This is a genomic window from Streptomyces sp. NPDC051180 (genome assembly GCF_040689545.1).
In the GTDB taxonomy this organism is placed as follows: Bacteria; Actinomycetota; Actinomycetes; order Streptomycetales; family Streptomycetaceae; genus Streptomyces.
Map to the genome: position 1 here is coordinate 36,006 of NZ_JBFBBC010000011.1, position 13,520 is coordinate 49,525.

The 13,520-nt window shown below is 73.3% G+C and carries 15 protein-coding genes; 12 read left to right on the forward strand and 3 right to left on the reverse strand.

Annotated elements, in window-relative coordinates:
* Positions 1-133 precede the first annotated feature (133 nt).
* Positions 134-1,081 carry an NAD(+) diphosphatase gene (gene nudC / locus AB0424_RS20410; protein ID WP_366307348.1) on the forward strand — a complete coding sequence of 316 codons (948 nt, stop codon included), beginning with the start codon at positions 134-136 and terminating at the stop codon, positions 1,079-1,081.
* 22 nt (positions 1,082-1,103) lie between these two features.
* The gene (locus AB0424_RS20415; protein ID WP_366307350.1) at positions 1,104-1,874 is read left to right on the forward strand and encodes a methyltransferase domain-containing protein; all 771 of its coding nucleotides are present in this window, start codon (positions 1,104-1,106) and stop codon (positions 1,872-1,874) included.
* Between the two features lie 95 nt (positions 1,875-1,969).
* Here the strand turns inward: AB0424_RS20415 and AB0424_RS20420 are convergent, their stop codons facing one another.
* Positions 1,970-2,212 (reverse strand): mycoredoxin, encoded by a 243-nt coding sequence (locus tag AB0424_RS20420; protein WP_366307352.1) that lies wholly within the window; start codon positions 2,210-2,212, stop codon positions 1,970-1,972.
* 146 nt (positions 2,213-2,358) lie between these two features.
* Here AB0424_RS20420 and AB0424_RS20425 point away from each other — a divergent pair, with 146 nt between their 5' ends.
* From AB0424_RS20425 to AB0424_RS20450, 6 genes are all read left to right on the forward strand, one after another.
* Positions 2,359-4,539, forward strand: a complete 2,181-nt coding sequence (locus AB0424_RS20425) for an ATP-dependent DNA helicase UvrD2 (protein ID WP_366307354.1) — start codon at positions 2,359-2,361, stop codon at positions 4,537-4,539.
* A 173-nt stretch (positions 4,540-4,712) separates the two neighbouring features.
* Positions 4,713-5,069, forward strand: a complete 357-nt coding sequence (locus AB0424_RS20430; RefSeq protein ID WP_366307356.1) for a hypothetical protein — start codon at positions 4,713-4,715, stop codon at positions 5,067-5,069.
* 170 nt (positions 5,070-5,239) lie between these two features.
* Positions 5,240-5,608, forward strand: coding sequence for a WhiB family transcriptional regulator (locus AB0424_RS20435; RefSeq protein ID WP_189800002.1), 369 nt, complete (start codon positions 5,240-5,242; stop codon positions 5,606-5,608).
* A complete protein-coding gene (locus AB0424_RS20440) occupies positions 5,605-5,928 on the forward strand; it encodes a hypothetical protein (protein ID WP_366307358.1) in 324 nt (107 codons plus the stop codon). The genes AB0424_RS20435 and AB0424_RS20440 overlap by 4 nt, the downstream gene beginning before the upstream one ends.
* A gap of 113 nt (positions 5,929-6,041) precedes the next feature.
* A complete protein-coding gene (locus AB0424_RS20445; RefSeq protein ID WP_366307360.1) occupies positions 6,042-6,224 on the forward strand; it encodes a hypothetical protein in 183 nt (60 codons plus the stop codon).
* A 32-nt stretch (positions 6,225-6,256) separates the two neighbouring features.
* Positions 6,257-6,928, forward strand: coding sequence for a class I SAM-dependent methyltransferase (locus AB0424_RS20450; protein WP_366307362.1), 672 nt, complete (start codon positions 6,257-6,259; stop codon positions 6,926-6,928).
* Here the strand turns inward: AB0424_RS20450 and AB0424_RS20455 are convergent.
* Together AB0424_RS20455 and AB0424_RS20460 are read right to left on the reverse strand one after the other, a co-directional pair.
* The gene (locus tag AB0424_RS20455) at positions 6,925-8,274 is read right to left on the reverse strand and encodes an AarF/ABC1/UbiB kinase family protein (protein WP_366307364.1); all 1,350 of its coding nucleotides are present in this window, start codon (positions 8,272-8,274) and stop codon (positions 6,925-6,927) included. The genes AB0424_RS20450 and AB0424_RS20455 overlap by 4 nt on opposite strands.
* A gap of 41 nt (positions 8,275-8,315) precedes the next feature.
* A complete protein-coding gene (locus tag AB0424_RS20460) occupies positions 8,316-9,476 on the reverse strand; it encodes a ThiF family adenylyltransferase (protein WP_366307366.1) in 1,161 nt (386 codons plus the stop codon).
* Positions 9,477-9,686: 210 nt separating this feature from the next.
* Between AB0424_RS20460 and AB0424_RS20465 the strand changes: the two genes are divergently transcribed.
* The 4 genes from AB0424_RS20465 (at position 9,687) to AB0424_RS20480 (ending at position 13,514) form a co-directional block, all read left to right on the forward strand.
* Positions 9,687-10,262, forward strand: coding sequence for a SprT-like domain-containing protein (locus tag AB0424_RS20465; protein ID WP_366307368.1), 576 nt, complete (start codon positions 9,687-9,689; stop codon positions 10,260-10,262).
* A 132-nt stretch (positions 10,263-10,394) separates the two neighbouring features.
* Positions 10,395-12,044, forward strand: a complete 1,650-nt coding sequence (locus tag AB0424_RS20470; RefSeq protein WP_366307370.1) for a TerD family protein — start codon at positions 10,395-10,397, stop codon at positions 12,042-12,044.
* A 14-nt stretch (positions 12,045-12,058) separates the two neighbouring features.
* Positions 12,059-12,739 (forward strand): AIM24 family protein, encoded by a 681-nt coding sequence (locus AB0424_RS20475; RefSeq protein WP_366307372.1) that lies wholly within the window; start codon positions 12,059-12,061, stop codon positions 12,737-12,739.
* A gap of 19 nt (positions 12,740-12,758) precedes the next feature.
* Complete coding sequence (locus AB0424_RS20480; RefSeq protein ID WP_366307374.1) at positions 12,759-13,514, forward strand: AIM24 family protein; 756 nt, start codon at positions 12,759-12,761, stop codon at positions 13,512-13,514.
* Positions 13,515-13,520: the final 6 nt, after the last annotated feature.

Consider the following 13,520-nt stretch of genomic DNA (forward strand, 5'->3'; position numbering starts at 1 on the left):
GATTCCCGCCGGGTCCGGGCCGCCCGGTGCGCACCCGCGCGCCGAACGCCCGGCCCGACCCGACGCGAACGGCCGGACAGGCCGTCGCCGAGCGCTGAACCCACATACCGATCCGGGGGAGTTGGAAGCACCTGTGAGCACCCTGAAGAACGCGTCCGCGGACCGCCCGATCTCGCTCACCGCACCGAGCGGCGTCGACCGGGCCGCCCACCACCGCCTCGACGAGGCGTGGCTCGCCGCGGCCTGGAGCCACCCCACGACCCGGGTCTTCGTGGTCTCCGGGGGCCAGGTGCTGATCGACGACCGGCCCGACGGCACCACCGAGCTCGTCATGACCCCGGCCTTCGAGGCCCCCGTCACCGAGACGCACCGCTACTTCCTGGGCACGGACGCCGACGGGGTCTCCTACTTCGCCCTCCAGAAGGACTCCCTGCCCGGCCGCATGGACCAGTCCGCCCGCCCCGCGGGGCTGCGCGAGGCCGGGCTGCTGCTGTCGGACCGGGACGCGGGCCTCATGGTGCACGCGGTCGCCCTGGAGAACTGGCAGCGCCTCCACCGCTTCTGCTCGCGCTGCGGCGAGCGCACGGTCATCGCCGCCGCCGGCCACATCCGCCGCTGCCAGGCGTGCGGCGCCGAGCACTACCCGCGCACCGACCCCGCGGTGATCATGCTCGTCACCGACGACCGGGACCGGGCACTGCTCGGCCGCCAGGTCCACTGGCCCGAGGGCCGCTTCTCCACCCTGGCCGGCTTCGTCGAGCCCGGCGAGTCCATCGAGCAGTCGGTGGTCCGCGAGGTCTTCGAGGAGGCGGGCGTCACGATCGGCGAGGTCGAGTACATCGCCAGCCAGCCCTGGCCCTTCCCCTCCAGCCTGATGCTGGGCTTCTTCGCCCGCGCCACCTCCTCGGAGATCACCGTGGACGGCGAGGAGATACACGAGGCGCGCTGGTTCTCCCGCGACGACCTGGCCGCCGCCTTCGAGTCGGGCGAGGTCGTGCCCCCGTACGGCATCTCGATCGCCTCCCGCCTGATCGAGCGCTGGTACGGCAAGCCGCTGCCCAAGCCCGGTGACGTGGTCTGACACCTCTGGCACGATGCCGGTCATGACGCGGAACAGGGTGTACGACGACGAGCGGCTGGCGGGCGCGTACCAGCGGGGCAACGAGATGCCCGAGGCGTCGCTCCGTGACTGGACCCGGCTGATCGGCTCCTTCACGGACCGGCCCGCCCCCGCCATCGTGGAGGTCGGCGCCGGCACCGGCATGTTCTGCGCCGCCGCGGCCCGCTGGCTCGCCCCGTCGACGGTGGTCGGCGTCGACCCCTCCGCGGCGATGCTCGCCGAGGCCGTGCGCCACCACGACCGTCCCGCGGTGCACTATCTGCGCGGCGACGCCGAGGCGCTGCCCGTCCGCTCCGGCGCCTTCGACCTCGCGCTGCTGTCCCGGGTGATCCACCACCTGCCCGACCGCCCCCGCGTGGCCGGCGAACTGGCCCGGGTCCTGCGCCCGGGGGGAGTGGTGGTCGTCCGGACGACCTTCCGGGACCGCCTGGACGCCCTCGTCTACGACTACTGGCCGAAGCTGCGCGAGCTGGACCGGACGCGTTTCCCGTCGGCGGACGAGATCCGCGAGGACTTCGCCTCGGCCGGCTTCACCGTGCGGAAGGTCACGTCCTTCGCCCGCCCGGTCGCCGTCGACCTGCGGACCTACCACGCACGGCTGACCGCCCGCCCCCAGTCGAAGTTCGGCCGACTCAGCCCGGCGGAGTTCGAGGACGGACTCGACCACCTGGCGGCCGACGCGCGCCGCGAGGGCGCCACCGGCCCCGTCCCCGTCGACGAGCGCTACGACCTGATGGTGCTGACCGCCCCCTGAGCGGCCCGCTCCCTCCCAGGGCCCCGCGAGGGCCCCGCACACGACGGACCCCCGGCCGGGCGGTTCGCCGGCCGGGGGTCCGAGAGCGCGGTGGCTCAGACGCCGATCTTCTGCTTGACCTGCGCGAGCGAGGGGTTCGTCAGCGTGGAGCCGTCCGGGAAGAGGACGGTCGGCACGGTCTGGTTGCCGCCGTTGGCCTTCTCGACGAACGCGGCCGAGTCGGCGTCCAGCTCGATGTTGACCTCGGTGTACGCGATGCCCTCGCGGTCCATCTGGCTCTTCAGCCGACGGCAGTAGCCGCACCACGTGGTGCTGTACATCGTCACGGTGCCCTGCATGGCGTGGCGCTCCTCTTGTTCGCTGACGGGTGCCGAGAAGGAGAACGTACGCCCCCGCCTCTCCATTCCCGGAATTCGTACGACCGGAGCCGGCGGCCTGTGGACGGTCCTCCGCACCGGCCCGCCGGACCTGGCAGCATGGCGGAGTGACAGCAGCAACGCACTCCACTCTCTTCCCGCAGGTCCCGGAGACGGCCGACGCGGTGCTCGACGGGCTCGACCCCGAGCAGCGCGAGGTCGCGCTGGCCCTGACGGGCCCGGTGTGCGTGCTCGCCGGCGCCGGCACGGGCAAGACGCGGGCCATCACCCACCGCATCGCGTACGGCGTCCGGGCGAACGTGCTCCAGCCCTCCAGTGTGCTGGCCGTCACCTTCACCAACCGGGCCGCGGGGGAGATGCGGGGCCGCCTCCGGCAGCTCGGCGCGGGGGGCGTCCAGGCCCGCACCTTCCACTCCGCCGCGCTCCGGCAGCTCCAGTTCTTCTGGCCGAAAGCAGTCGGTGGCGAACTGCCCCGGCTCCTGGAGCGGAAGATCCAGCTCGTCGCCGACGCGGCGGCCCGCTGCCGCGTCCGGCTCGACCGCAACGAGCTCAGGGACGTCACCGGCGAGATCGAATGGGCCAAGGTCACGCAGACGGTCCCCGCCGACTACCCGGCCGTGGTCGCCAAGTCCGTCCGGGAAGCCCCCCGCGACCCGGCCGAGATCGGCCAGATCTATGCCATGTACGAACAGCTCAAGCGCGACCGCTCGGTGATCGACTTCGAGGACGTGCTGCTGCTCACCGTCGGCATCCTCCAGGACCGGCACGACATCGCCGACCAGATCCGCCGCCAGTACCAGCACTTCGTCGTGGACGAGTACCAGGACGTCTCGCCGCTCCAGCAGCGGCTGCTCGATCTCTGGCTCGGCGACCGGGACAACCTCTGCGTCGTCGGCGACGCCAGCCAGACGATCTACTCCTTCACCGGTGCCACCCCCGACCACCTGCTGAACTTCCGCACCCGGCACCCGGGCGCCACCGTGGTCAAGCTGGTCCGCGACTACCGCTCGACCCCGCAGGTCGTCCACCTCGCCAACGGACTGCTCGGCCAGGCCCGCGGCCGGGCCGCCGAGCACCGCCTGGAGCTGATCTCCCAGCGCGACCCCGGCCCCGAGCCCGCGTACACGGAGTACGCCGACGAGCCGTCCGAGGCCGAGGGCACCGCCCGCCGCATCCGCGACCTCATCGCCGCCGGCGTCCCCGCCGGGGAGATCGCGGTCCTCTACCGGATCAACGCCCAGTCCGAGGTCTACGAGCAGGCCCTCGCCGACGTCGGCGTGCCCTACCAGCTGCGCGGCGCCGAGCGCTTCTTCGAGCGCCAGGAGGTGCGGGAGGCGGGCGTCGCCCTGCGCGGCGCGGCCCGCGCCGGGGGCAACGACTCCCTCCTCGACGGAGCGGACGACCTCCCCGCGCAGGTCAGGGCCGTCCTCTCCACCAAGGGCTGGACCGACCGGCCGCCGGCCGGCTCGGGCGCCGTCCGCGACCGCTGGGAGTCCCTGGCCGCCCTCGTCCGGCTCGCCGAGGACTTCTCCCGCGCCCGGCCCGGGGCCACCCTCTCCGACCTGGTCGCCGAGCTCGACGAGCGGGCCGCCGCCCAGCACGCCCCGACCGTCCAGGGCGTCACCCTCGCCTCGCTGCACGCGGCCAAGGGCCTCGAATGGGACGCCGTCTTCCTGGTCGGCCTCACCGAGGGCATGATGCCGATCACCTACGCCAAGACCGACGAGCAGGTCGAGGAGGAGCGCCGCCTGCTGTACGTGGGCGTCACCCGCGCCCGGCTCCACCTCACGCTCTCCTGGGCGCTCTCCCGCTCCCCGGGCGGCCGGGCCTCCCGGCGCGCCAGCCGCTTCCTCAAGGGGCTGCGGCCCGGCTCCGGCTCCCTCGGCGCGGCCGCGTCCGCCGGGCGCGGCGGCATCGAGCGGAGCGGCGTCGGCGGGGGCCGGCGCAAGGTGCGGGGACCCGTGCTCTGCCGGGTCTGCGGCGCGACCCTCACCGAGGCGGGCGCCATGAAGCTCATGCGCTGCGAGGACTGCCCCTCGGACATGGACGAGGGGCTGTACGAGCGGCTCCGCGACTGGCGCGCCGAGCAGGCGCGGGAACTGGCCCAGCCCGCCTACTGCGTCTTCACCGACAAGACGCTGATGGCCATCGCCGAGCGCGTCCCGACCACCGACGGCGAGCTGTCCTCCATCGCCGGAGTCGGCATGCGGAAGCTGGACCGCTTCGGAGCCGACGTCCTGGCCATCTGCGCAGGTGAGGACGGAGGGACGGACGTCGACGAGGGCTGAGGAAAACTCGTCGGAAAAATAGTTTGCGCCTGCCCCGTCAAGCGCCATAGGTTCTTAACCACGGAAACGGCGGCTTCTTCGAAGCCCTGTCTTCGTGCTGTACTTGTCCACATACATATCGAGGGCCCGGCTCGCACCCGAGCCCTCCGAGACGCCGAGAGGAGGCGATTCCAGTGATCAGCAAGACCATTCAGACCAGCTCCGTCAGCACCGCCAGCTTCGTCGGCATGGCCAAAATGACCGATCCCTCGGTCGTCTCCGCCTGCACCCTCGGCCTCTCCGCCTCGGTTCTCATTGGCACCGGTCTGCCCGTCGCCGGCCTGCCCGTCACCGGTCTCTCCGGTCTCGGCATGGCCGCCGTGGAGCGCCGGAATGAGCGACCGACCAAGGCACTGGAAGCAGGAGCAGCAGGCAAGGCCACGGTTTATGGCTTTGCGGCGACCGGTGCCGGCACCCAGCAGCAGACGACGATGCACCACCACACGATGTGGGCCTTCCGTGGGCTCGAACCCTGGAGTGATCCAGTCTGATCCATGATCAGACCGGCGCCTTCAGGGCCGCGGAACCCCACCCGGGATCCGCGGCCCTTCTGTTTGTCCCCGAACGGGGACGACGGAGTGAAGGGGCCTCGGGCAGAACACCCGGTACCAGCCGAAACCCCGGCCAACAGGCCGGAACGACCAGACGAGGAAAAACCACCGTGCAACTCGAAGCGCACGCCCCGTCCGTACCGCCTTCCGATTCGCTCCCCCTGCCCGGCCTCACGGAGGACCCCGCTTTGACCCCCCTCACCACGCTCACCGCGCTCGACGACGCCATCGAGAACCTCGGCGTCCCCGTCCCGTGTCGCGCCTACGACCCCGAGGTCTTCTTCGCGGAGTCCCCGGCCGACGTCGAGTACGCGAAGTCCCTCTGCAAGACCTGTCCGCTCGTGGCGGCCTGCCTGGCCGGCGCACAGGAGCGCCGTGAGCCCTGGGGCGTCTGGGGCGGCGAGCTCTTCGTCCAGGGCGTGGTCGTCGCCCGCAAGCGGCCCCGTGGCCGTCCGCGCAAGAACCCGGTCGCGGCATGAGCGCCACCGGAACCATCGACCGCCCCCTCACGCACGATCCCCAGAAGCAGGCCCCGATGACCTCTTCCGCAGGCGAGCCGTTCGGCTCCGCGACCCCAGTCTTCTCCCCCGCCGCGGCGTACACCGCGCGTCAGAACAGGACCCGTGAAATGCAACTCATCCCAGAAGCCCTGGCCCGTGCCCATATGCACGAGCGTCAGCGTGAGGCCGACGCGGAACGCCAGGCCGTGCGCCTGGTCGCCGCCCGGCGCATGCAGCGCCGCGCCGAGCGCGTCTCGCTGCGCGCCCGCCGCGCGCTCGCCATGGCCGTCATGCACTGAGCAGTGACCTCGCGCCCCATCCGGGGCGCCGACGCGGGGGCCGGTCCGAACGGACCGGCCCCCGCGGTGCGTTGCCCGGGCGGCGACGCCGCGCCGGGGCTATCGTCACCAGGGTGAACGACGCCCGTACCCCCGAGGAGCGCCTCGCCTGTGCGCGCTGCGGCAAGACCGCCGACACCCTGCCGCTGACCTGGACCTGTTCGGTGGAGAACGGCCGGCGCACCTACTTCTGCGAGGAGTGCGCCCGAGCCAACATCCGCTCGATCGAGGGCCGCCTCGACTCCTCCTGGTGGTGACCCGCGCGGGACCCGTGTGGTCCACTCCCGGGATGGCCACCCTGACGGACGGCGTCCTGCGCGCGCTCGAACGCCTCAACACCGCCCACCCGTGGGACCACAACGCCCACTACCACCGGTGGATCCTGCGCCGGCTGCCCGCCCGCCCCGAGCGGGCCCTCGACGTCGGCTGCGGAACCGGCGACCTCGCCCGGCTCCTCGCCGACCGCGCCCGCTCCGTGCGGGGCGTCGACGCCGACCCCGTGATCGTCGCCCGCGCCCGCGAGCTGACCGACCCGGCCGCCCGTGTGACCTTCGCCGTCGAGGACGCCCTGGCCGACACCGGGGACGACGGCACCTACGCCGCGGTCACCTGCGTCGCGACCCTCCACCACCTGCCGCTGATCCCGGCTCTGGAACGACTCCGGGACCGGTCGGCCCCCGGCGGCACCCTGGTCGTCCTCGGCCTCGCCCGACCCGCGACCGTCGGCGACCACCTTCTCGGCCTGCTCTCGATTCCCCTGAACGTCGCCACCGGCCTGCTCCGGAGCCGGGGCCGTCCGGCGCCCCGGCCGGTCGCGATGACCGCGGCGACCCGGGACGCCGAGGAGACCTTCGGCGACATCGCCCTCGCCGCCCGGCGGATCCTCCCCGGCGCGCGGCTGCGTCGCCGTCTGTTCTGGCGGTACAGCCTCGTCTGGCGGAAGCCGGGCGGCTCCGCCTAGGCGGGGTCCGGTCCGCTGAAGCCGGGCAGCCACTCCTCCAGTTCGTCGCGGAGCCGGACGGTCGCGTTGAGCTGGCACAGCACGCCGATGGTGCTGAGCGTCACCCGGTGTATCAGCAGGTACGAGGGCGGCAGGTTCAACTGCTTGCCCAACTGGTGGGCGGGGGAGCGGGGGTCGGCGATCCGGGCCGCCTGGGCGCGCATCCAGCCGCGGCTGAACTGGAACGACTCCACCTCGGCCGGCTCGATGATCGGCAGCAGGTACTCCAGGACCGCGTCGGGGTCGAGGACGACGGACTCCTTGACGAAGCCCTCCCCGCGCAGCAGCCCGTAGACCGTCTCCGCGTCGCCGGCGAGGGTCGTCCGCAGACAGGTGCCGATCGTCTCCGGAAGCCCGCCCGGCAGCCGGTCCACCGTGCCGAAGTCGAGGACCCCGAGCCGCCAGCTCTCCGGCCCGCCGTCCTCGTCGGCGCCGGGGAGCAGCCGGAAGTTCCCCGGGTGCGGGTCGGCGTGCAGCAGACCGGTGCGGGCCGGGCCGGAGAAGAGGAAGCGGGCCAGCAGCTGGCCCGCCCGGTTCCGCTGGGCCTCCGTGCCGTCGGCGATCACCTCCGCCAAGGGGACGCCGTCCATCCACTCGGTGACGAGGACCTGCTCGGCGCGGTGCACCACCGCCGGCACCACCACGCCGGGGTCGTCCGCGAACTCCTCCGCGTGCCGCTGCTGGGCCTCCGCCTCCAGGGCGTAGTCCAGCTCCTCGGCGACCCGGTCCCGCATCTCGGTGATCAGCGGCTTGATGTCCATCCCCGGAATCAGCGGACCGAGGAGCCGGGCGAAGCGGCTCAGCTGGGCCAGGTCCGAGAGCAGGGCCTCCCCGGCCCCCGGGTACTGGACCTTGACCGCGACCTCGCGCCCGTCGTGCCAGACGGCCCGGTGCACCTGGCCGATCGAGGCGGCCGCCGCCGGCTTGTCCTCGAACTCCAGGAACAGCTCCCGCCACTCGGTTCCGAGCCGCTCCTCCAGCACGGTGTGCACCGTGCGGGTCGGCATCGGGGGAGCCGCGTCCTGGAGCTTCGTCAGCGCCGCCCGGTAAGGTCCGGCGACCTCCTCGGGGAGGGCCGACTCGAAGACGGACAGCGCCTGCCCGAACTTCATGGCCCCGCCCTTCAGCTCGCCGAGCACCTTGAACAGCTGCTCGGCCGTGCGCTGCTGGAGTTCGCGGGCGACGAGTTCCGCCGATCTCCCGCCGATCCGCTTGCCCAGGCCCCAGGTGGCCCGGCCCGCGAAGCCCAAGGGCAACGCGGCCAACTTGGCGGTCCGGGTGACCGCCTTCCGGGGAAGATCAGACATACGCCCCTCCAAAACCCAGACTGCCGTGCCGCGCAGGGCCGTTACCCCGCCATTGTGTCGTGCGTGCCCGCGGCCGCCGAGGCGCGCTCCCCCTCCGCCCCTCGCGCCGCCCCGCAGGGGCAGGCCGGATGGGGTCCCAGCCGCTCCGCCCGCCACTCCAGAGACGGCGCGGACGTCTCCCAGCGGGTGCCCGCGCTCGCCGGGAGGCCGCCGTCGAGGAAGGCAAGGGCGTGCGCGGCGGCGAGCCCCGCCACCGCCGTCGCCAGGCCCAGGTCGCAGGCGGGCAGCGCGTGCGGGGCGCCGGAGCGCCACTGGGCGAGCAGCCGGGGCCACACCGGCTCCCGGTCGGTCCGGTCCTCCTGGAGGCAGCGCGCGCAGGCCGTGGAGCCCGGCAGCACGAGCGGCCCCACGACCCCCGTCGCCTCCAGGACCCCCGCGTACAGGTGCGGGGTGCCCGTGGAGATCCAGGGCTCGGCCGGCAGGGGATCGGGGACGTACGCCCCCAGACCGTCCCGCGGGGTCACCACGACGAGTGAAAGGCCGCCGCTCCCGCCGCCGTCACCCGCCCCGCCCCGCACCCCCGACGCCGCGGTGCGGGCCGGGGGCCGGGTCCAGCGCCCGACCAGACGGCGGGCGGCCGTGGCGCGGCGCTCCCCGACGGCTTCGGCGGGCAGGCCGCCGGGGGCCGTCTCCCAGGGCTCCACGCGGCCGGAGTCCAGTACCTCGATCCCGCCCACGCCGGCCGCGGCGAGCAGGGCCGCCACGGTCGCCCCCACCCGGCCCGCGCCCCGGACCTGGACCCGGAGGGCGCGCCGGGCCGCGAGGGTCCGCGCGGCCTGCCCGGGCTCGGGGTGGACCACCGAGAGGGCGGCCAGGTCGGCGCGGAGCGGGTCGAGGGCGTGGTCCACGGCGCCGGCGGCGGGTCCGGCCCGGCCGGGCCGCCCGGTGCCGGCGTCCGCGAGGAGCCCGGCCGACTCCAGCCGGCCGAGGAGCGCCTCCAGACGCCCGTCGGGCAGGCCGAGCGCCCCGGCCTCGGCCCGGAGCCGCTCGGTCCCGCGGGTGCCGTCGAGCAGGCCGAGGACCGCCCCCGTGTCGGCGCCGACCGGGCCGAGCACCACCGCGTGGGCGGGGGTGACCCCGAACTGCACGCTCTGCAGACTCCGCCAGGCCCGCCGCAGCGCCGGTTTCACCATCGGATGCATTTCCGTCCCCGCCCCTGATCGCATTTCATGATCGACAACGGCGTTTTCGCCGTCCCGTGGGGAGAATGCCCCGCTGTCGTGACGGTCGCCGAAAGTTGTCCACAGGCTCGGGGATTAGTCATTCGAATGGGACGCGCAGGTGTCGGAACTCTCCCCGAAACCACTCAGGAGGCGGGACTTCCCGCGCCCTCAGCGGGTAACGTCGGGGCCGTGCCCGCCGACCCACAGCGCAGCGTGACCAGCAAGCAGCCCCGCGGTGCGGGGACGAGCGCGGTCGAGGTGCGCCGAAGCGCGCGGCGGAGCCGGACCGTCTCGGCGTACCGGGAGGGCGACCGGACCATCGTGCTCATCCCGGCCCGGATGTCCGAGGCCGAGGAGCGGCGCTGGGTCGGCGTGATGCTGGACAAGCTGGCCGCCCAGGAGAGCCGGGGCGTCCTCGGCGACCACGAGCTGACCGAGCGGGCCCTGCACCTCTCGGAGCAGTACTTCGGGGGCCGGGCCCGTCCGCGGTCCGTCCGCTGGGTCACGAACCAGAACACCCGCTGGGGCTCCTGCACCCCCTCGGAGGGCAGCATCCGGCTCTCCCACCGCCTCCAGGGCATGCCCGAGTACGTCGTCGACTACGTCCTCCTGCACGAGCTGGCCCACCTCCTCGTCCCCGGCCACGGCCCGGAGTTCTGGCGGCTCCTGGAGTCCTACCCCCGCACCGAGCGGGCGCGCGGCTATCTGGAGGGCGTCGTCGCCGCCGCGCGGCTGCCGCACCTTCCGGCCGCACGCGAGGAGTGACGGCGGCGGTACGCACGCGTGCGCGTGTTTCCCGATTCCGTACCGAAAACGACCCGCCCTGTCTCAATGTCGTGGTCAGCCGTTAGCCTGGCGCGAGCATTCGCCATTCGGGATGGGGGACGGTCGTTACGCATGGCCAGGGAATTCCAACGCGGCCACAAGGCCAAGATCAGTGATCTGACCGCGGGGACCGATCTGTACGTCGGTGTGCAGATCGCGGCACCCGGACTGACTTTCGACATCAGCTGCTTCGGCCTCGACGCCGACGAGCGGCTGTCGGACGACCGCTACTTCGTCTTCTTCAACCAGCCGAAGACGCCCGAGGAGTCCGTCCAGCTGCTCGGGGCGCAGTCCGGCGACACCGAGTCCTTCCGCGTCACGCTCGACCGCATCCCCGCGCACATCCACAAGCTGTCGTTCACCGCGACGGTCGACGGCGCCGGCCAGATGTCCCAGATCGGCCCCGGCCACCTGCGGATCGTCGCCGGCGGCGAGGAGGTCGCCCGGTACGCGTTCACCGGCGCGGAGTTCTCCACCGAGCGCGCGGTGATGCTCGGCGACTTCTACCTCAAGGACGTCTGGCGCTTCGCCGCCGTCGGCCAGGGCTTCGACGGAGGTCTGGACGCGCTGCTGCGGAACTTCGGCGGCGAGGTCGCCGAGGAGGAGCCCGCGGCACCGCAGCCCCAGGGCGCCGCCCCCGGGTTCGCCCCGCCGCCGCAGGGCGCGGCGCCGCCCGCGTTCGGCGCGCCCGCGCAGGCTCCGGCCCCCGCGTTCGGCGCGCCGCCGCAGGCGCCCGTGCCGCCCGCCCCCGCGCAGCCGGTCCACACGGCCCCGACGATGGTCGCGCCGCTGGCGCCCACCGCCGTCCCGCCGCCCGCGCCGGCCCCCGCCCCCTACGGACAGCCGCCGCAGCAGCCGCAGTACGGGCAGCCGCCGCAGTACGGCCAGGTCCCGGGACAGGCCCCCGGCCAGTACCCCGGCCAGGGCCAGCCCCCGCAGACGCCTCCGTACGGGCAGCCCGCCCCCGCCCCCTACGGGCAGCAGCCCCCGGGGTACGGCCAGCAGCCGCCCGGCTACGGCCAGCCGCCCGCGGGCGTCCCACAGGGCGTCCCGGCGACCGGGGCAGGGCTCGCCGCAGCCCTCGCGCCGTACAAGGAGACCGCCACCGGCGCCCGCTGGGCGCCGCAGAACCAGCAGCTCATGCGGGTCGACCTCGCCATGGGCGGCGTGCCCGTCCTCGCCCGCCAGGGCTCCATGGTCATGTACCAGGGCAAGGTCGACTTCGGCTACAAGGGCGCGGGCTTCGCCGGCCGGATCGTCGGCAACGCCACCGGCCAGGAGATGCAGCTGATGCGCTGCACCGGCCGCGGCCAGGTCTTCCTCGCCGAGGAGGGCGCGCACCTGCACCCGATCGAGCTCCAGGGCGACGGCATCTGCGTCTCCGCCGAGAACGTGCTCGCCTTCGACGAGTCCCTCCAGTACGAGGTCCGTCGCATCGAGGGCCACGGCATCCCCGGCGGCGCCCTGTTCACCATGCAGTTCCAGGGCACCGGCACGGTCGTCGTGAAGACCCACGGCGTCCCCGTCGTCCTGCCCGTCACGCCGACGACCTTCGCCGACTGCCAGGCCGTCGTCGCCTGGTCGTCCGCGTCCCAGGTCATCCTCTCCAGCCAGGTGCGGCTCCGTCGCAACGCCTACCCCGGCCACAGCGGGGAGACCGTCAACCTGCAGTTCCGGGGTGCGCCCGGCAACTTCATCGTCGTCCAGCCCTACGAGGTCTGAGGGAGCCCGAAGTCATGAACCAGCAACTCGCGGGCTACGCCCCGACCCCCGTCGCGGCCCGGATGGAGAACCACGGCCGCGCCATGCTGCGGGTCGCCATGGCCTCCGGCCAGGACCTGTACGCCCGGACCGGCTCGATGGTCGCCTACGAGGGCTTCATCACCTACGAGCCCAACCCGCCCGCCGTCCGCCAGGTCGCCCAGCAGTGGGCCACCGGCGAGGGCGCGCCGATCATGAAGTGCTCCGGCGACGGACTGCTCTACCTCGCCGACTACGGCGCCGACGTCGTCGTGATCAACCTGCAGAACGACTCGATCTCGGTCAACGGCACCAACCTGCTCGCCTTCGACGCCCACCTCCAGTGGGGCGTCGAGCGGGTCAAGGGGCTCGCCAAGTTCGCCGGCCAGGGCCTGTTCAACGTGCAGATCGCCGGCACCGGCTGGGTCGCGCTCACCTCGCGCGGCACGCCGATCGTCGTCGACTGCGGCCGGGGCGAGGACGAGACCTACGTCGACCCCGACGCGCTCGTCGCCTGGTCGCCGACGCTCAAGGTCAAGGGCAAGCGCAGCTTCAAGGCGTCCTCCCTCATCGGGCGGGGCAGCGGCGAGGCATTCCAGATGGCCTTCTCGGGCCAGGGCATCGTCGTCGTACAGCCGAGCGAGGACAGCACCGACCGCCTGCGGGTCCGGGGCTGAGGGGGAGCGAGAACACACCATGCAGAGCCCGCTTTTCAACCACGCCGAACAGCAGAGCCAGGAGCGGTACGTCATCCAGAACCCGCAGCTGCTGCGGGTCAGCCTCACCGGCCAGGACGACGTCCTCGCCCGCAAGGGCGCCATGGTCGCGTACCAGGGACTCGTCGACTTCGACGGCGAGTACAAGACCCCGAGCCAGCGGCGGGCCCAGGCCCGCACCGGCGAGGGCCTCGACCTGATGCGCTGCTCCGGCCAGGGCACGGTCTACTTCGCCAACCTCGCCCAGTACGTCCACGTCGTGGAGGTCGAGCAGGAGGGCCTCACCGTGGACAGCTCCTACGTCCTGGCGCTCGACTCGACCCTCCACACCGAGGTCATCGCCGTCGACAGCCAGTACGGCATCTCCGGCTCCGGCAAGTACCAGCTCAACATCTCCGGCCGCGGCAAGGTCGCCCTGATGACCTCCGGCCAGCCGTTGACGATGCAGGTCACGCCCGAGAAGTACGTCAGCGTCGACGCGGACGCGATCGTCGCCTGGTCCACCGGCCTGCGCGTCCAGATGCAGGCGCAGACGACCAACTCCAGCGTCCGCCGCCGGCGCGGCGACACCGGCGAGGGCTGGGAGCTCAGCTTCCTCGGCCAGGGCTTCGCACTGGTCCAGCCCAGCGAGGTCATGCCCCCGCAGCACGTGGCCATCGGCCAGGGCATCGCCGCCCAGTTCGGCGCCGGACAGCACGGCGCCCACGCCCAGAACCAGAACAACGCCTGGAACTGAGCACCC